Annotated in this window: 19 protein-coding genes and 2 riboswitches; of the genes, 4 read left to right on the forward strand and 15 right to left on the reverse strand. The window is 63.6% G+C overall.

All coding sequences use genetic code 11. The annotated features are described in order from the left end of the window. Positions 1–50: 50 nt before the first annotated feature. From AB1E34_RS15675 to cbiE, 6 genes are all read right to left on the reverse strand, one after another. Positions 51–728, reverse strand: a complete 678-nt coding sequence (locus AB1E34_RS15675; protein WP_372573279.1) for an energy-coupling factor ABC transporter permease — start codon at positions 726–728, stop codon at positions 51–53. A gap of 48 nt (positions 729–776) precedes the next feature. Next, positions 777–965: riboswitch (cobalamin riboswitch) on the reverse strand. Positions 966–1,001: 36 nt separating this feature from the next. Then, entirely contained in the window at positions 1,002–1,721 is a 720-nt protein-coding gene (gene cobA, locus AB1E34_RS15680; RefSeq protein ID WP_372573280.1) for a uroporphyrinogen-III C-methyltransferase, read from the reverse strand. Then, entirely contained in the window at positions 1,718–3,049 is a 1,332-nt protein-coding gene (locus tag AB1E34_RS15685; RefSeq protein WP_372573281.1) for a cobyrinic acid a,c-diamide synthase CobB, read from the reverse strand. The genes cobA and AB1E34_RS15685 overlap by 4 nt, the downstream gene beginning before the upstream one ends. Continuing rightward, entirely contained in the window at positions 3,042–3,836 is a 795-nt protein-coding gene (cobM, locus tag AB1E34_RS15690; protein ID WP_372573282.1) for a precorrin-4 C(11)-methyltransferase, read from the reverse strand. Before cobM ends, AB1E34_RS15685 begins: the two co-directional genes overlap by 8 nt. Further along, positions 3,833–4,216 carry a cobalamin biosynthesis protein gene (locus AB1E34_RS15695; protein ID WP_372573283.1) on the reverse strand — a complete coding sequence of 128 codons (384 nt, stop codon included), beginning with the start codon at positions 4,214–4,216 and terminating at the stop codon, positions 3,833–3,835. The genes cobM and AB1E34_RS15695 overlap by 4 nt, the downstream gene beginning before the upstream one ends. Then, positions 4,198–5,397: a precorrin-6y C5,15-methyltransferase (decarboxylating) subunit CbiE gene (gene cbiE / locus AB1E34_RS15700; RefSeq protein WP_372573284.1), complete on the reverse strand. Its 1,200-nt coding sequence runs from the start codon at positions 5,395–5,397 to the stop codon at positions 4,198–4,200. Before cbiE ends, AB1E34_RS15695 begins: the two co-directional genes overlap by 19 nt. Between cbiE and AB1E34_RS15705 the strand changes: the two genes are divergently transcribed. Then, a complete protein-coding gene (locus AB1E34_RS15705) occupies positions 5,396–6,160 on the forward strand; it encodes a cobalt-precorrin-6A reductase (RefSeq protein ID WP_372573285.1) in 765 nt (254 codons plus the stop codon). The genes cbiE and AB1E34_RS15705 overlap by 2 nt on opposite strands. Here the strand turns inward: AB1E34_RS15705 and cobJ are convergent. Genes cobJ through AB1E34_RS15740 form a run of 7 tightly spaced genes read right to left on the reverse strand, consistent with a single transcriptional unit; the run spans position 6,133 to position 14,095 of the window. Further along, positions 6,133–6,885, reverse strand: coding sequence for a precorrin-3B C(17)-methyltransferase (gene cobJ, locus AB1E34_RS15710; protein WP_372573286.1), 753 nt, complete (start codon positions 6,883–6,885; stop codon positions 6,133–6,135). The genes AB1E34_RS15705 and cobJ overlap by 28 nt on opposite strands. Continuing rightward, positions 6,882–7,610, reverse strand: a complete 729-nt coding sequence (locus tag AB1E34_RS15715) for a precorrin-2 C(20)-methyltransferase (protein WP_372573287.1) — start codon at positions 7,608–7,610, stop codon at positions 6,882–6,884. The genes cobJ and AB1E34_RS15715 overlap by 4 nt, the downstream gene beginning before the upstream one ends. Continuing rightward, positions 7,607–8,236, reverse strand: a complete 630-nt coding sequence (locus AB1E34_RS15720) for a precorrin-8X methylmutase (RefSeq protein WP_372573288.1) — start codon at positions 8,234–8,236, stop codon at positions 7,607–7,609. Before AB1E34_RS15720 ends, AB1E34_RS15715 begins: the two co-directional genes overlap by 4 nt. Continuing rightward, on the reverse strand, positions 8,236–9,363 hold the full coding sequence (locus tag AB1E34_RS15725) for a ferredoxin-like domain-containing protein (RefSeq protein WP_372573289.1): 1,128 nt from the start codon (positions 9,361–9,363) through the stop codon (positions 8,236–8,238). Before AB1E34_RS15725 ends, AB1E34_RS15720 begins: the two co-directional genes overlap by 1 nt. Beyond that, a complete protein-coding gene (gene cobN / locus AB1E34_RS15730) occupies positions 9,360–12,653 on the reverse strand; it encodes a cobaltochelatase subunit CobN (RefSeq protein ID WP_372573290.1) in 3,294 nt (1,097 codons plus the stop codon). The genes AB1E34_RS15725 and cobN overlap by 4 nt, the downstream gene beginning before the upstream one ends. A gap of 9 nt (positions 12,654–12,662) precedes the next feature. Further along, complete coding sequence (gene cobW, locus AB1E34_RS15735) at positions 12,663–13,718, reverse strand: cobalamin biosynthesis protein CobW (RefSeq protein WP_372573291.1); 1,056 nt, start codon at positions 13,716–13,718, stop codon at positions 12,663–12,665. 2 nt (positions 13,719–13,720) lie between these two features. Next, positions 13,721–14,095, reverse strand: coding sequence for a DUF1636 family protein (locus AB1E34_RS15740; protein WP_372573292.1), 375 nt, complete (start codon positions 14,093–14,095; stop codon positions 13,721–13,723). An 86-nt stretch (positions 14,096–14,181) separates the two neighbouring features. Next, a riboswitch (cobalamin riboswitch) is annotated at positions 14,182–14,405 on the reverse strand. A gap of 141 nt (positions 14,406–14,546) precedes the next feature. Between AB1E34_RS15740 and AB1E34_RS15745 the strand changes: the two genes are divergently transcribed. Next, complete coding sequence (locus tag AB1E34_RS15745) at positions 14,547–15,506, forward strand: NAD(P)-dependent oxidoreductase (protein WP_372573293.1); 960 nt, start codon at positions 14,547–14,549, stop codon at positions 15,504–15,506. Here AB1E34_RS15745 and AB1E34_RS15750 read toward each other — a convergent pair whose 3' ends face one another. Next, positions 15,507–15,827 (reverse strand): tail fiber domain-containing protein, encoded by a 321-nt coding sequence (locus AB1E34_RS15750; protein WP_372573294.1) that lies wholly within the window; start codon positions 15,825–15,827, stop codon positions 15,507–15,509. It abuts the gene before it with no gap. A gap of 49 nt (positions 15,828–15,876) precedes the next feature. Here AB1E34_RS15750 and AB1E34_RS15755 point away from each other — a divergent pair, with 49 nt between their 5' ends. Continuing rightward, positions 15,877–16,125, forward strand: a complete 249-nt coding sequence (locus AB1E34_RS15755) for an HGGxSTG domain-containing protein (protein WP_372573295.1) — start codon at positions 15,877–15,879, stop codon at positions 16,123–16,125. A gap of 117 nt (positions 16,126–16,242) precedes the next feature. On the opposite strand, the gene AB1E34_RS15760 is transcribed toward AB1E34_RS15755, so the two are convergent. Continuing rightward, complete coding sequence (locus AB1E34_RS15760) at positions 16,243–16,941, reverse strand: DNA cytosine methyltransferase (protein WP_372573296.1); 699 nt, start codon at positions 16,939–16,941, stop codon at positions 16,243–16,245. Between the two features lie 202 nt (positions 16,942–17,143). Between AB1E34_RS15760 and AB1E34_RS15765 the strand changes: the two genes are divergently transcribed. Then, on the forward strand, positions 17,144–17,566 hold the full coding sequence (locus AB1E34_RS15765; RefSeq protein WP_372573297.1) for a hypothetical protein: 423 nt from the start codon (positions 17,144–17,146) through the stop codon (positions 17,564–17,566). The last annotated feature ends 27 nt before the right edge of the window (positions 17,567–17,593 follow it).

Here is a 17,593-nt window from a genome sequence, read left to right on the forward strand (position 1 = left end):
TGGCTCCGGCCTGTGTCGAGCCGGAGCCATCCTTTGCAGATTAGATTGGATCAGGCCGCGTGATAGAGGCGCGGGGTCACCAGGCCGGAACCCTTCATACCCTTCAGCGACTTGGCACCGGCCAGAACCGCAAGGTCAAAGACCGGCTCGATCAGCACGACCAGCATATAGGCCAGACCAAAGCTGCCAACGGCGGCCATGTTCTCGGCGCCGAATCCCTGACCGTAGAAGGCCCAGAAGGCGACCCAGGCGATCACGCCGCCCTGATAGGCTGCCGAGAGCTTCAGAACATCCGTGTAGCCCAGATCGACATAGGCGACGTTCTTCGGCAGCGCGCGCTTGGCCAGCGCATGGATACCAAAGAGCGGCACCAGCAATGTGGTAATGTTCACGAAATACATCGGCACGTCGCTAGGCGCGAAGAGCAGGCCCTGAATGGCCAGGCCAGCGGCCAGACCAACCGCAGCGGGCGCGACGCCCAGAATCAGCAGCAATGTGGTGCCCAGAATGAAGTGGACCTCAGAGATACCGACCGGGAAATGCGGCAGCACCTCGAAGAAGATAAAGACGCTCAGCGTGGCGGCGATGGAGCGCGCAATGAACGAGGTCGCGGCGCGTTCTTTCAGATCGTCTGCGATCAGTTTCAGAGAATACCCAGCGGCAGCGGCTGCTGTACCGTAGGCGAAAATCATTTTTGCGCCATGCACGACGCCCGGTTCGATATGCATTTACTGTCTCCTTCCCGCCATCCCCGGCGGATACGCGTGCCGGTTGTCCGGCTGTTTCCAATCACGGCAGGTTTCCTGACTCACGGATCGTCACAAGCGAGGGCCTTCCCGGCGATATGCCAGTGGCGATTGCCACGCTTGCTTCCCGATTACAGTTGCGGGGGCAGTCGGGGATTTGCACCCCATTCCCTTTTCCCCGGGCCTTGCGGCCCGAGCACCGTAACCGCACTCTTGTCTTGCCAGCCCCAATTGCGTCAACCCCAAAAGCGGCATTCATTCGTCGGCGAGCGGCCCATAAAGGATTAACGCTGGCGCGGTGCCGATTTCAGCGGCGAGTTTTTCCGATAACGCCCCCATCGTCGTCCGATGCAGCGCCTGATCCGGGGTCGAGACGGATTCAGCCAGCAATGCAGGCGTGTCCAGTGGCAGGCCGTTCGCGTGCAGCGCTTCGACCAGTAGCGGAAAGGTACGCTTGCCCATGAAAATCACCGTGGTGGCCATCGGGTCGGCCAGTGCGGATAGATTCAGATCTTCGGGCAGCTTGCCGCTCACATCATGGCCGGTGACGAATTGGACCCGCCGGGCGGTCAAACGCCGGGTCAACGGGATGCCCGCCGCTGCCGCTGCCGCGCAGGCGGATGGAATGCCGGGGATGATTTCGTATCCGATCCCGGCCTCGCGCAGGGCCACCAGCTCTTCCTCCAAGCGTCCGAACATGCCGCCATCGCCGGATTTCAGTCGCACGACGCGGGCGCCGGTCTGCGCATACTCCACCAGCAGGCGGCTCACATGGTCCTGTTTGGGCGAGGGGCGACCGGCCCGCTTGCCCACCCCCACCAGATCGGCCTCCTCGCGCGCATGGCTCAGGATCGGGCCGCTGCTTAGGTCGTCGAACAGAACCGCGTCGGCCTGTTGCAGCCGGTCCACCGCCTTGAGGGTCAGCAGCTCGGGGTCACCGGGGCCGGAACCGACAAAAGACACAAACCCGCTCATGAGCGCGCCTCGGCGATCAGGTGAAAGAATGTGCCCGTCACATTGCCGCGCAGCGACCCGGTTTGCGGGCCTTCCACACCTTCGGCATCGACCACGCGGGCCAGCGGCGCATCGGGCTGTTCGACAATCGAGGAATAGTGGAACTCATGCCCGCGTAAGACGGCTCCGGCTTCAAAACCGGGCATTGGCGCGGTCAGAGTGGCCTTGCGGTAGCCAAGATTGAACTTGCGCTTCTCATAAGAGGTCACCAGCCCGAGCAACCCCGCCATCTCGTGTCGGTTGCCCTCCTTGTCGATCAGCGCCTCACCCAATGCCATGTAGCCCCCGCACTCGCCGTGTACCGGTTTGGTTTCGGCATGTCTGCGCAGGCCGGTCAGATAGATCTGCGCCCCCGCAAGCCTGCCCGCATGCAGTTCCGGGTAGCCGCCGGGCAACCAGACCAGATCGGCATCTGTTGCCGGGGCCTCGTCACCCAACGGCGAGAATGGCAGAATCTCCGCCCCTGCCGCACGCCATCCTTCCAGCAGATGCGGGTAGGTGAAGGAAAACGCAGCATCGCGGGCCAAGGCGATCCGTTGCGCCGGAGGACGCGGCAGCGCGGCTGACGATGGCCCCTTGGGGCTTGAGGAAGACGCGGCCCCCTTGATCGCCTCCAGATCGACATGTTCGCGCAAAAACGCCGCATAGCCCGCGATGGCGCTTTCCAGGTCGGGATGCTCCACTGCCTGGATCAGACCCAGATGCCGTTCGGGCAGCGTCAGGTCGCCCCGGCGCGGCAGCACGCCCAGAACCGGCAGGCCCGCGCGCTCCATGCCCAGCCGCGTCAGACGTTCGTGGCGCGGGCTGGCGCAGCGGTTCAGGATCACACCGGCAAAGGGCAGGTCCGGGTTATACATCCGAAATCCCAGCGCCGTGGCCGCCGCCGATTGCGCCTGACCGCCCACATCCAGCACCAGCACAACCGGCCAGCCCATACGCAACGCGGTCTCGGCGCTGGTGCCGTGGCCGGTCTCTCCGGGCTTTGCCACCCCGTCGAACAACCCCATGGAGCCTTCGGCCACCACTATGTCGGCCCCCGCCACCTGCGCCGCGATGCCGCCCAGCAGCGTCTCGTCCATTGCCCATGTATCGAGGTTTAAAGACGCGCGTTTCGCCGCCGCCAGATGAAAGGCCGGGTCGATATAATCCGGCCCGCTCTTGAACGGCTGCACTGCCAGACCGTCTTCGGCCAGCGCCCTGAGCAGTCCCAGCATCACCGTGGTCTTGCCGGTCCCCGATGAGGGCGCCGAGATCAGCAGGCCGGGAGGGTTTGTCATCGCCTCAGTCATCCCCGTGGCTCCAGCTGGACCACGGGCTTTCGGCGCTTTGCGGTCGGTAGCGGCGGTCATAGGTCTTGGAGTAAAGGCAGCTTTCGTCAAAGCCTTCGCCTGCCAAAGCCGGGCCGACCAGAATGAGCGCGGTGCGTGAGATACTGTCGTCCAGCGCCGCCTTGAGGGTACCCAGCGTGGCGCGGATGATCCGCTCATCGGGCCAGCTAGCGCGGTAGACCACCGCCACCGGGCAATCCGCGCCATAAGCGGGGGTCAGATCCGCTATCACCGTGTCGAGATTGCCGATCGACAGGTGAATGGCCAGCGTCGCCCCGGTGCGGGCGAAGTTTTCCAGCGTCTCGCCCTCGGGCATGGACGAGGCGCGCCCCGGCGTGCGGGTCAGCACCACCGATTGCGCCAGGCCGGGCAGCGTCAGCTCGGTTCCCAAAGCAGCGGCGGCGGCAGCAAAGGATGGTACACCGGGAGTGACGCTGACGGGAATGCCCATCTCTTTCAGCCGCCTGATCTGTTCACCCATGGCAGACCAGACCGACAAGTCCCCGGAATGCAATCGCGCCACATCCTTGCCCTCGGCATGGGCGGTGGCGATCTCGCCCATGATCTGATCCAGATCCATCGGCGCGGTGTTGATGATCTTTGCGCCCTCGGGGCAATGGCCCAGAATCTCTTCCGGCACCAGTGAACCGGCATAAAGGCAGACCGGGCAGGCGGCGATGATATCGCGCCCGCGCAGGGTCAGCAGGTCTGCGGCGCCCGGTCCGGCGCCGATGAAATGAACGGTCATGTCTGTCCTCCGATGGCGACCGCGCAGGTGGCGAGGCGGTCGGTCGAGATATATCTGGGGGCGATCAGGCGCGCATCCGGCCCGGCAGCGGCAAGTGCTGCGGCCTCGGCCACGCTGCCGGTGCCGCGTTCGGTCGCGCTGCGTTGGGACTGGGTGAGTGTTCTGGCCGCGCTCAAGACGGCGGCCTCAACGCGCAGAACGGGTACATGCAATTCCGCGGCCAAAGTTCTCAGGGCAGGGTGCGCCGCCTTGTCGTCGGCCGTGGCCAGCGCGGTGACAAAGTGATCTCGCGCTGCGCGTCGATAGACATCATGCAGGCTTTCCGCTGTCGCGACAGAGGCAAATCCGAACCCGGCCACGATCATAGTGTCACACTCCATTGCACCACCGGATAGGCTGCTTTCCAGCCCCGGCGCGGCCCGAGGGGACCTGCCTGCGCCAATTCGATCCGCAGCAGGTCGCCGCCCAGCTTTTCGTGCCAAAGGGCCAGCAGCGCCTCGCTTTCCAGCGTCACCGCATTGGCGACCAGCCGTGTGCCGCTTGGCAGATAGGCTTTGAGCCATTCCAGCAAGGCCTTGCTCAGCCCACCGCCGATAAAGACGATATCGGGCATGGGTAATCCGGCCAGCGCCCCTGGCGCTTCGCCCTGCACCACATTCAACCGGTCGACCCCCAGAGCGTCAGCGTTGCGGCGGATGCGCTCTGCTCTCTCCGCGCGGGGCTCGATCGTGGTTGCGGTCAGGCTGTCATGGCTCAGCAGCCATTCGATCCCGATCGACCCACTGCCGCCGCCGATATCCCACAGATGTTCCCCCGGTTTCGGAGCCAGCGCCGACAGGGTAAGTGCCCGGATCGGGCGTTTGGTGATCTGCCCGTCGCTTTCAAAGACCTCATCCGGCAGCCCGCTCGCTTTGGGGAGAGTGCCGCCATCACCGCGTATCTCAAGGCCAACGCAAACCGGGTGCTGGACGTCGTCAAAAGACAGGGCTTCAGCCGTTGTCGAGCGATGGCGTTCTCGCGGCCCACCAAGCGCCTCCAGCACATGGAGGTGACTGTCGCCGAACCCCATCTCGCTTAGCCAATCTGCAAGGGTCTGAACCGCTGCGCCATCCCGCATCAGGACCAGCATCCGCACACCCGGCGACAGGTGCGGGCGCAAGCGGGTGAGCGGGGCGGCATGCAGACCCAGCGTCAGCACCTGTTCCAGCGGCCAGGCGAGGCGGGCGGCTGCCAGCGAGAGGCTCGATTGTCCGGGCAGGGCGGTCCATTCGCTCGGCTCGAAGTGCCGCGCGATCACGCTTCCCGCGCCGAACCAGAACGGATCGCCCGAGGCCAGCACCACAACGCGCTTGCCCCGCAGATTTTCGAGCAGTGGCAAACCGTCCGAAAACGGCACCGGCCATTCCACCCGTTCCGCCGCGCTTTCGGGGACCAGGGACAGGTGGCGGGGCGGGCCCATCACCACCTCGGCGCTGTCGAGAATTTGGCGGCTTGCGGGGGGCAGGCCATCCGGTCCATCTTCGCCCAAACCGATGACGGTCAGCCACGGATGCTCAGCCATGCCGCACCCCGCGAACCCCAACATTCTGATCCTGGGCGGCACAACCGAGGCCAATGCGCTGGCCCGCGCGCTTGTCGCGCGGGGCTTGAACGCGACCTATTCTTATGCGGGTCGAGTGGAGACGCCGCGCCCGCAGCCCCTGCCAACCCGGATCGGCGGCTTTGGAGGTGTCGAGGGCCTGAGCGCTTATATCCGCGACAAGGCCGTGACCCATGTGATCGACGCCACCCATCCCTTTGCCGCCCAGATGAGCCGCAACGCGGTTGCTGCCTGCGCGCAGACCGGTACCGCTCTGGCGGCGCTGGTGCGCCCGCCCTGGCAGGCGCGCGCCGGTGACAGATGGCAGCACGTCGCGGATATCGCTGGCGCGGTCGGCGCACTCGCGGGACCCGCCAAACGGGTCTTCCTTGCGGTTGGACGCCTGCATCTCGATGAGTTCGCCGCCCAACCCCAGCACCGCTATCTGCTGCGGCTGGTGGATGAGCCGCAACATATCCCGCTGCCCGATGCGGATGTGGTGGTCGCGCGCGGTCCCTTCTCGCTGGAGGATGACATCGCGCTGATGACCCAGCACGAGATCCAGCTGGTGGTGTCCAAAAACGCTGGCGGCAGCGGCGCGCGCGCCAAGATCGATGCGGCGCGAGAGCTTGGCCTGCCGGCCCTGATGATCGACCGACCCGTTCTGCCTGCGCGCGAGGAATGCGCCACGCCGGATCAGGTTCTGGACTGGCTCGCTCATTCCGGGGTGAACCTTGGCGTGTAAAGGATTGGCGGGCCTTGCCTTTCGATGATCTTGGTGCGCGAGGAACCGACAATAACCATAGTGCGCATATCGGCCATCTCGGGTGTCGCCTCGGCCAGGGTTGCGATGTTCAGCGCTTCATCCGGGGTCGAAACCGCGCGCGCAAAGAGGATCAGCCGCTCGGGTTCACACTCCTCGCGCAGGATTTCCAGCGTCTTTACAAACCCTTCCGGGCGGGATTTCGAGCGCGGGTTGTAGAAGGCCATTGCAAAATCCGCCTGCGCGGCGAGGCGCAGACGCTTTTCGATCAGGCCCCAGGGCTTGAGATTGTCGCTGAGATTGATGGTGCAGAAATCATGCCCCAGCGGCGCGCCCGCACGGGCCGAGGCGGCCAGCATGGCGGTGATGCCAGGCAGCACCGAGACCTCCAGATCGCGCCAGGCGGCGGGGCCGTTTTCCACCGCCTCGAACACGGCAGAGGCCATCGCAAACACACCGGGATCGCCGGAGGACACCACGACAACGCGCTTGCCTTCGGCGGCCATCTGCAAGGCGTGTTGCGAGCGGTCGATCTCAACCCTGTTATCCGAGGCATGCAGAGTCAGCCCCGCGCGCTTGGCCACCCGCGCGACGTAAGGAATGTAGCCCACTACATCGGTGGCCTCGGCCAAGGCACCGCTGACCTCGGGCGTGACCAGGGCGGCATCGCCGGGGCCAAGCCCCGCGATCTTGACCCATCCGCTCATGGCCGCCGTCCTTGCCCATGCACGATGATGATCGAGAAATAGGGGGTGATCCCGTCACAGGCCTCGCTGAGCTTGGTGACCGTCTGATTGGGCATCTGGGCATATTCGACAATCCAGGCCCGGTCATAAAGCCCGGCGGATTTCAGCGCCCGTTTCACCTTGTCGATATTGCGCCCGATCTTCATCACCACCAGCGCGTCGGTCCGCGCCATGCGTTCCGCCAGCATCGCCTCGGGAAGGGTGCCGACCAGCACGGTCAGCACATCATCACCCCAGGTGATGGGATCGCCCGTCGCCGTCCATGCCCCGGACATGCCGGTGATGGCAGGCACCACCTCGACCGGAGCTTCGCCGCGCAAGCGGCTGTAAAGATGCATGAAAGAGCCGTAGAAAAACGGATCACCCTCGCAGAGGACAACCACGTTCTGGCCCTGATCCGACAGGTCCTTTAGCCGCGCAGTGCAGTCTTCGTAGAAATCCGCCAGCAGCGCGTTGTAACGCGGATCGGTCACCGCGATTTCCGTGGTCACCGGGTATTCCATCGGGAATTCAGTGGCCGTTTCAGGAATCATGCCATTGACGATTTTGCGCGCCTGCCCGGTGCGGCCCGCTTTACGGAAATAGGCCACATGTTGTGCGCCGCGCAGCAGCCGGTCGGCCCGGACGCTCATCAGGTCCGGATCACCGGGTCCAAGGCCGACGCCATATATGGTGCCAACGCTCATTCGGCGCGGCTCGCGACGGCGTTGATGGCGGCCACGGTGATGGCGGAGCCGCCCAGACGGCCCTTGACGATACAGGAGGGGACCGGCTGTGCCTCCCACAGGGCATCCTTGCTCTCGACGGCACCGACAAAGCCCACAGGGCAGCCGATGATGGCGGCGGGGCGTGGGCAGTCGGGGTCTTCGAGCATGTTCAGCAGGTGAAACAGGGCCGTGGGCGCGTTGCCGATGGCCACCAGCGCGCCAGCCAGATGCGGTCGCCACAGTTCCAGCGCCGCTGCCGAGCGGGTATTGCCCATCTCGGCGGCAAGCGGTCGCACGCGCGCGTCATGCAGGGTACAGATCACCTCGTTATCTGCGGGCAGGCGGAAGCGGGTCACGCCTTCGCTGACCATCCGCGCATCACACAGGATCGGCGCGCCCGCTTCCAGCGCGGTGCGGGCGGCGGTGACGAAACCGGGAGAAAAGCGCACGAACTCTTCCAGCCCGACCATCCCGGCGGCGTGGATCATACGGACGGCCACCTGCTCCTCATCGGCGTCGAAACGCGCCAGATCGGCCTCGGACCGGATCGTGGCAAAGCTCTGTTTGTAGATCGCCGCGCCATCGGTTTCGTATTCATAAGGCATCAGGTCAGGTCCATACTCATGAGGTCTTGGGCGGTTAGACCGCGCTGGCAGGGCTCATCCCCCGCGCGGCCCTGTTTGACAAGATCAAATCGTCCGTCGCGGCCTACCAGTGTCAGGTCGCTCGGGGTCATCCGGGCACAGCCTTTTGCACATCCCGAGACATGCAGAGCGCCGCCTGTATGTGGGGCCAATGCCCTTGCCAGCGCCCGCGTTTCCACTTGCGCTTGCGGGCAGAGTGGGGCGCCGGGGCAGGCGTCGGTTGTCATGAGCGGATCGGTGCCGCTGGTCACGAACTCCGCAGGAGCGAGCGCCGCCCCGCCTTCCAGCAGGAACAGCCGCCAGGGCGTGACGCGCAACGCCGATGCCCCGGACGTGCTGATCAGGTCTGACAATGCGCGCGCGGGAAGCTGGCCGAAGGGCGCGCCATAGAGCGGACCCAGAGCGGTCTGGCCCGGTTCGATGCGTTTGCCGAGCGGGCCCGGTGTACTGCCTTGCCAGTCGATGGGCAAGGCTGTTGAGCCGATCAGCCGCGCCATGCGTCGCGTCTCCTGCGTGGCGCTTTGCGAGAACCAGCAGGCAAGCTCGATCAGCCGGGTGATCGCGTCGCGCTCGGTCACGGCCCGCCCGGTTTCGGCCCCGTCAGCCCGCAGGATCAGCCCATCCTGACCACGCTCGACCCGGATATCGGCAGAGTCCTGTGCCAGCAGACGCGCGGGACCGGTATCGATGGCAAATCCAAATTTCGCTGGCAGGGCGGGCAACTGGTCCAAACGGTCGATCAGTTCCTGCGTCAGCCGCGCCGTCAGGTCGTCCTGCTGATAAAGCGGCGAGACCAGGATGTTGCGCTTTACCTCGATGCCCGGTTCGGCATCCAGCAGACCAAGCGCCGACAACTCCTCCAGCAGGGGTTGATGATCGGTTTCGGTCACGCCGCGCAGTTGCAGATTGGCGCGGTTGGTCAGGTCGATGGTGCCATTGCCAAACCGCTCGGCTGCGGCGCAAAGGCCAAGGGCCTGATCGGTGTTCAACCGCGCCAGGCGGGGCCGCACCCGCACCACCAGACCGTCGCCGGACATCATCGGGCGATGGGCACCGGGGCACCATCCCTGCACCACGGGGGCGGTCATGAGCCTGCCTCCAGCCCGGCGCGGATCGAGTTGCGGCGGGTGTCCCAGAGCCCGGCCTCATAAAGCGCTCGGAACTTGTCTGCCATGGCCTGATGTGCCTGGGGATTGGCCTCTTGCAGAAAGGCATCCACGTCGGGATCGCCCAAGGTGGCATCGTGATAGAGGTCAAAGAGATGCGGCGCCACACTGCCGGACAGATGCGCAAAAGAGGCCATGTGATCCAGCGTCGCGGCGATTTCGGCGGCACCGCGGAAACCGTGACGCTGCATGCCCGCGATCCAGCCGGGATTGGCGGCGCGGGCACGCACCACGCGCGCGATTTCCTCGGGCAGGGTGCGGGCACGCGGCGTGGCCGGGTTGGTGTTGTCCAGATGGTAGAGCTTGGCGCTGCCGCCGGTGACAGCCTTGGCCGCCGCAAACCCGCCCTCATGCGTGGCATAGTCGTTGGCCAGCAGCAAATCGGATTCGGCCAGGTCCTGCGGGTGCACGAAACTATCGGCCTGGGTCACGCGGTCGCGGATGCCAGCGGCGTCGCGGACAATATGCTCGCCCTCCAATGCAAAGGCGCTGGCGTCCAGCCAGGCGTCACCGGCGGCTTTGCGGGCGTCATCGGTGTAGGTCTCGCTCAGATGACCCATGCCCAGCCCATAGCTGCCCGGCGCTGGCCCATAGACCCGCGCGGTGGGGCTCTGCCCGGCATAGGGGTTCCAGTCGGCGGCTTCATCGCGCGCGCCGAGAGCCCGGATCGCCTGCCCGTAAAGCGCCGACAGCGTCGGGAACACATCGCGGAACAGGCCCGACACCCTGAGCGTCACGTCCAGGCGCGGGCGGTCCAAATCGGTGATCGGCAGCACCTCGATACCTGAGACCCGCTCCGAGCCCTTGTCCCAGACCGGCTTCACCCCCAGCAGATGCAGCGCCATGGCAAATTCCTCACCCGCCGTGCGCATGGTGGCCGAACCCCACAGATCGACGATCAGCCCCTTGGGATAGTCGCCTTCCTCCTGCAAATGCCGCCGCACCAGTTCCTCGGCGAGCTTCACGCCCTGCGCGTAGGCCGCCCGAGTCGGCACCGAACGCGGGTCGGTGGTGTAGAGGTTTCGCCCGGTGGGCAGCACATCGTCGCGCCCGCGATAAGGCGAGCCGGAGGGGCCAGCATCGATCCGCTTGCCTGCAAGCGCGTCCAGCAGCCCCTGGCGTTCGGCGATTGCAGATGCGGAGGCGTCGAAGGGCCCGGCCACCTCGGGCGCGCGGCCAAAGATGTGCAGCCCGTCGCCGAACTGGCTTTCCTTGATGTCGCAGACGAAGCGGTCGATGCGGGTGATGGCCTCGGCACTGCAGGTGGCCTGATTCAGGCCAAGATCGTTCTCCAGACCGATCGCCTGCGCCTCGTCGCGGATATCTGCCTGCAGCCGGTCGCGGCGTTTCGGATCCAGCCCGTCGGCGTTCGAGAATTCGTCCAGCAGCGATTCCAGCCGCACCATCCGGTCCGGCGTGCCGCTTTCTTTCAGTGCGGGCGGAATATGGCCAAGTGTAATCGCCCCGATCCTGCGTTTGGCCTGGGCGGCCTCACCGGGATCGTTGACGATGAACGGGTAGATCACCGGCAGATCGCGGATCAGCGCCTCGGGCCAGCACTGCGCCGACAGCGCGACAGACTTGCCCGGCAGCCATTCCAGCGTGCCATGGGCGCCGATATGGATCAGCGTATCGGCTCCGAGGGCCTTTCGCAGCCACAGGTAAAACGCCACATAGCCATGGCGCGGGGTGCGCGACAGGTCGTGATACTCGTCCTCTCGCGCTTCAACCGTGCCGCGTTCGGGTTGCAGGGCAACCAGTGCCTTGCCACGCCGAAGGGCGGTGAAGCGGAACGCATCACCGGCAAAGCTGGGATCGTCCTCGGGCCTGCCCCAGACGGTGTCGAGGTCGCCGCGAAGCTGCTCCGGCAATTCGGCGAGAGCTGCCAAGTAATCCTCCAACGACCACGAAATCCGCGCGTCAAGCAACGTATCAGCAATTGGGGCGGCGGGGGCGGTGTCATAGCCCTCGCCCTGTAGATCGGACAGCATCGCCTCGGCCGAAGCCAACGCGTCCAGACCCACCGCATGGGCCATCTGCCAGTCTTTGCCGGGATAGGTCGACAGGACAAGCGCGGGCGCCTGTTCGGATTTCGGTTTGTTGTTGAGCTTCAGCCAGCCCGAAACGCGGTCGACAATGGCCTCGATCCGCTCCGGCTCGGCCCGGTGGGCGAAGCGGGAATACTCCAAATGCGGGTCGCGCTTGCCCGGTTCCTTGAAGGACGCGATGCCCGCCGAGATGCGCCCGTCCACTTCCGGCAAGACCACATGCATGGCCAGATCGGCGGGCGAGAGACCTCGTTCGGCCTCCTCCCACGCCTTGCGGCGGGATGTGGATAGCGCGACCTGAAACACGGGAACCCCGGCAGCATCCAGCGGTGACGTGCCGGATGCCCCTTTGCCCGAAAACGAGGTGGCGTTGACGATGGCGGCGGGTGCAAGCGCGACCACCTTTTCTGACAGCCAATCCGCCGCGCGGGGCGCTTTTAGCGAAGGTGCAAAAAGCCCCAATGCATCGAACCCGCGCGCGCGGAGGGCTCGGATCAGCGCGGCGATGGGGGCGGTGTCGGCGGAGGTCAGATACGCGCGGTAGAAGCTGACCAGAATGCGCGGTTTGTCAGCCCCCAAACCCGTCTCGGGGTCGATCACTCCGCGATCGGGGCACCATGCGCCACATTCGGGGATCGTCTTGGCGCCCATGACCGGCCCGGCATAGAGCCCGGTTGCCAGCGCCATCTGTGCCAGTGCCGCCTGCGCGGCCACCTCGCCGCCAGTGTCACACAGATGCGCCAGCCGCCGCAGGGTCGAGACGGGCAGGGTGGAGTAGGCATCGAGCCGCGTATCCTCGCGCCCATCGGCGGGCAGAACCGCCAGCGCGAGGCCCTTGCGCTGCGCGAGGCTCAACACCTGTTGCAGCCCGTAGGACCAGTAGGGCACCCCGCCGATCAGGCGGATCAGGATGCCTTTGGCCCCCTCCAGCGTCTGTTCCACATAGGTGTCGACCGAAAGGGGATGCTTCAGCGCGGTCAGGTTGGCAAGCCTCAGGCTCGGCATCCGCCCGTCTGGTCCGCCACCGCGATGCCAGCCTGCCGCGAAAGCGCCGAGGTCGCTGTCGGAGAAAGACAAAACCACCAGATCCGCCGGGCTCTGGCCCAGATCGGTCGGGGTTTCCGTTTCCTCTAACCCGTGGCTTTCGCGGAAGACGACGTGCATCGGGGGTCCTTACTCGGCAGGCTCGGATACGCCCGCGAGGATATCGCGGATCGCACCCTCATTGATGTCGTCGTGCTCGGCGATGACCACCAGACGCGAGCGGCGCGCTTCTTCCGGCTTCCAGGGACGATCATATTGGTGCCGCACACGCGCGCCAACGGCTTGGACCAGCAGGCGCATCGGCTTGCCCGTGACGGCGGCATAGCCCTTGACCCGCAAGATATTCAACTCATCGGCCAGTCGTTCGATATTGGCGACCAGCTCTGCCGGATCGGTTTGTTCGGGCAGTTCAACGATGATGCTTTCGAAGTCATCATGCTCGTGATCGTCATGGCCATCGTGATGGCTGGGACGCGCGTCCATGTCATCCTCGGCGGCGGCCTCAAGGCCCAGGACCACGCGCACGTCCACAACGCCCTCGGCCACTTCGACCACGGGCAGAGGGCGCGGGGCCTCAGCCGCGATGATCTCTTTGGCTTTGGCCACACCTTCGGGACCAGCCAGATCGGGTTTGGTCAGCAGGATGATATCGGCGCAGGAAATCTGATCCTCGAATACCTCAGACAGAGGGGTTTCGTGATCAATCGACTCGTCCGCCAGGCGCTGGGCATCCACCGCCGCGACATTCGGGGCAAAGCGGCCAGCGGCCACGGCCTCGGCATCGGCCAGCGCGATCACACCGTCGACGGTGATTTTCGAGCGGATATCGGGCCAGTCGAACGCTTTCAGCAGCGGTTTCGGCAGGGCCAGACCGCTGGTTTCGATCAGGATGTGATCGGGGCGCGGCTCCAGCGCCATCAGCGCCTCGATGGTGGGAATGAAATCATCAGCGACGGTGCAGCAGATGCAGCCATTGGCCAGTTCCATGATGTTCTCCGCCGGGCAATCGGGGATGGCGCAGGATTTCAGAATATCGCCATCGACGCCGACATCGCCGAATTCATTGACAACCACAGCCAGACGCTTGCCCTGCGGGTTCTGCATCAGGTGTCGCACCAGCGTGGTCTTGCCCGAGCCCAGAAAGCCGGTGATCACGGTGACGGGGAGTTTTTCAAGGGTGCTCATTCTCAGGCTCCAATCGGGGGAATGCGGGCTGCGCAGTTTTTGCGGAAATGGACGGGACGCTCGCGCCAGGGCACCAGCCCGTCAGCGGTCGCGGCATATTTGCTGACGCCGTCGACGATCACCTCGACATCGTCGGCCTCGTTGAGATTCTCATAGACAAAGGTCCAGCGCGACGGCCCGCCGCGCAAAACGATGGAACAGCCCTGATCGCAATTCGACAGGCATTCCACCGGTTTCAGGTGCACACCCTCGGGCAGGTCAGCCTGGGTCAGCGCGTCATGGAGCAGCCTGCCGGGGCGCTGGGCGTCATCCTCGACGGCGAGGCCACGGCGGCAAGTGGTACAGACCAGCAATTCCACTGGTGTTTGGTCAATCACGTCTCATCCCCCCTCGGGTGGTGGGGGACGGGGTACATGCGGGCCACGCTGCAAGACATGGACCCGTCACCGGCACACCCCGTCCGGTTTCAGTTCGGGTGTTGGCAGGTCTCCCGGCTTGCGGATGTCGAGGCCTGTCGGCCCCGGTGGCTGTCCCGCCTTCCCGGCCTTTTGGGCCAGTGGCGTTGGGCAGCCTCTCCGGTCACGGTCGCGGGGGCGGCTGTGCTTGGCGGTTCGGGCGTCTTTCCCGCCCCACTGGCACATTCCCTTTTCATCCTCTTTCGAGGACACCAACGCCAGCGACATGCGGCAGTCAGAGCGGTTTTGTCAAGCGCTACCCAGCGGCGTCGGGCACCCAAGGTGAAAAAGCGACCGCCCTAGGTCGCGCAGCGGCATGACCGACAGGTTGCACCATGCATGCATGAGTGAAACGCGCGGAGGAGTAGGCGGCATGAAGGTTGGTTTCATCGGTTTGGGGAATGTGGGGGGCAAGCTGTCCGGGTCGCTGTTACGCAACGGCGTCGATCTGATGGTGCACGATCTGGACGACGATCTGGTCGGTGCGTTCGTGTCACGCGGGGCCAAACGCGCCCAAGGCCCGGCAGAGTTGATGCGAGACTGCGACGCCGTCATCACCTGCCTGCCATCGCCTGCCGCCTCAGATGCGGTGATGCAAGAGATGCTGCCCGAGATTCGGCCCGGCAAGATCTGGATGGAGATGTCGACCACGGACGAGGCCGAGGTCAAACGCCTTGGCGCGATGGTGAGCGAGCGGGGCGGGGCGGCGGTGGATTGCCCGGTCTCGGGCGGCTGTCACCGCGCGGCCACCGGCAATATCTCGATCTTTGCGGGTTGTGACCGCGCCACATTCGAGCGTATCGCGCCATTTCTCAAGACGATGGGGCGCCGCATCCTGCATACTGGCGAGTTGGGCTCTGCCTCAGTCCTGAAGGTGATCACGAACTACCTTGCCACGGCCAATCTGGTGACCTGCTGCGAGGCGCTGGTGACCGCAAAGGCAGCGGGTATGGACCTGAACACGACCTATGAGGCGATTGCGATCTCGTCAGGTACATCCTTCGTGCATGAAACCGAAAGTCAGGTGATCCTGAACGGGTCGCGCGACATCTCGTTCACCATGGATCTGGTGAAAAAGGATATCGGGCTGTTTCAGGACGTGGCCGACCGTGCCGGCGTGCCGCTGGAGGTCAACCCGCTGCTGATCGATATCATCAATGATGGTATCAAGCGGTTCGGGTCGCGCGAACTGTCGCCCAACATCATCCGCCGGCTGGAAGAGGCCACCGGCCTCGACATCCGCGCCGCAGGCTTTCCCGCCGAGATGTCCGATGATGAGCCCGAGGAGTCGGGATATGAGGTCAGGCCAAAGGGTACCTCCGCGACAAACTGATTACCGGCGCGTTGGTGCCGCACGCATATCGGCATCGGCACCAACCTGACGCCCGCCGATGTCTACTTCGGCCGGGCCGAGACCATTCTCAGAGGTCAAACAGTTGATGTGTTTCACGTCGCCGATTGTGAGCGCGGCCACAGGATAGACTTGCTCAACCTCTTGAGCCATCAAGCCAACCTGCCCGGAAGGACCGCCCTTGTAGTCAAAGGCGTACACGCCCAGCCCGTCTGGCCGAATACTTAGAAGGCTAACGTTCTCCTTGACCCGGATGTCGGACGCAATAATCGCGTTGCCAGCCAAACCGAACAGACCGCCCATAGCATACTGCCTAGGTATCGACCGGACTCAGGTCCAGAGGGGATCAGGCATGAACACCAAGACAGAGATTTGCGGAGCCAAGGTCAAGGGCGGTATGTGCATGAATGAGCCGGTGACTGGAAAAGCCGGCTGCTGCCTACATGTCGGTTTGTCTACAGGGTCAAAGACACCCGAAGGTCGGGCGCGGCAGATAGAGGCGAACCGCGCACGCTGGGCTGAAATCAAGCGGGCCTTGGCGCACTATCGGAGGAACAGGGTGGATTCAAACGGCTCGACGCCAAGATCCCCTCAAGCCTAACAACCCTTAATCCAGCGTTCTGGCGGCTGTAATGCCAGCTAACTAAGTCCATCTCAAGAAACGGGAAATCGCACATGTATGCGCCTATTTTGATGAGAAGGTGTCCTGAACATGCGATTAGAAACAGGCCTGACGCCTCCGAACGTTCGCACGACATTCGCTCGCGCTCTCGGGGATGCAGATGACGACACCCGCCTTTGGTTTGTTCAGAGGGTCCGGCAGGTATTCTAGCACTTGCCCCATCGTCCGCCATTCCATTGCATCATTCGGTAAAAAGAGGCTTTTGTCGTTAGGGTCGTAGTGAGTAGCAGGCGGGATCGGAAAGTTGCCTATGAGGTATCGACGGCGCTTTTGTGGCACCCCGTAGTCGGCAGCAATTAGTTCGGTCCTTGTTGGTATCGGAAAGTCGCCATCTTCATCGATTCCAATCGATCGCAACGGTATTTGAGACGGTAGATACTTTTGGATCGCTGGCACATTTTCCATGATCCAATACTTAGGTTTCTTGGCGTAGACGCATCGCAAAAAAGACTGAACCAGTAATATGCCGTCCAGAACATTGCGTGTCTTGTTAGACTTTGCGGTGCTAAATTGAGTGCATGGTGGACCGCCAATTACAATGTCTGCGTCAGGTAGCGTGTTGTAGTTGAATTCTTTAAGGTCCTGTTGACGCGCAGTTACTTTGTGATTTGCACTGTATGTCGTTACAGCATCTTTGTCGTAGTCCAGCGCCGCAACGACCTCGAAACCTGCTGCTTCAAAGCCAGCGGAAAAACCACCGGGTCCACAGAAAAGATCAATAACTCGTAGCGGCATGTTCTCACTATACTACAACTAGGGTGCATGTCTTGTCCTATATGACTCAATACGGGGGTTCAACGCAGTGTGCGAGCGAAAGTTGGAACATCCGCAGAGTGAAAGCTTTCGACTTCGTGTTTTCGAGCTTAAGTGTCTGTATTTGATCGACTAAATGCCATCTTGGCAGCACCATATGGCGTGAAAAAGCTGGAGATGCCAAATGCCTTATCTGACAAAACTTGAAGTTAAAACTGCTACTCGTGCCAGCAGGCAAGATCCAGTTCAACTACGCCGCCGCAAACTTGTCGCTGCAATTGAAGAACAGTTGAATGCGGCTGATGCTGCGGTAAACGGCGAAACCCATGAGGTGACGCGCAAGACATGGGTCAAGAATGAGCAGGGTGAAAAAGTGCTGGTGGACAAGCTGCGCAAAGTGCGTCCGTGGTTTTTTGAACAAGACGGTGGCTGGTACGTGCAGTGCAAATACGGAAACAAGGCGCTGATGATTGGCAATGGAAACGCGGTCTTTGTGAAAGCGCTAAAGGAAATTGCTGGCGCGCTGAAGGCGTTGAAGGCGGCGACAGACGCTGGTGAACTGGACGAGGCGATTGCGAAGGCGACGCAGCGCAGGAAAACAAAGTAAGACGTTTTGGTTGGCGCAGCAGCGGTT

The organism is Ruegeria jejuensis, assembly GCF_041537905.1.
Taxonomy (GTDB): domain Bacteria; phylum Pseudomonadota; class Alphaproteobacteria; order Rhodobacterales; family Rhodobacteraceae; genus Ruegeria_C.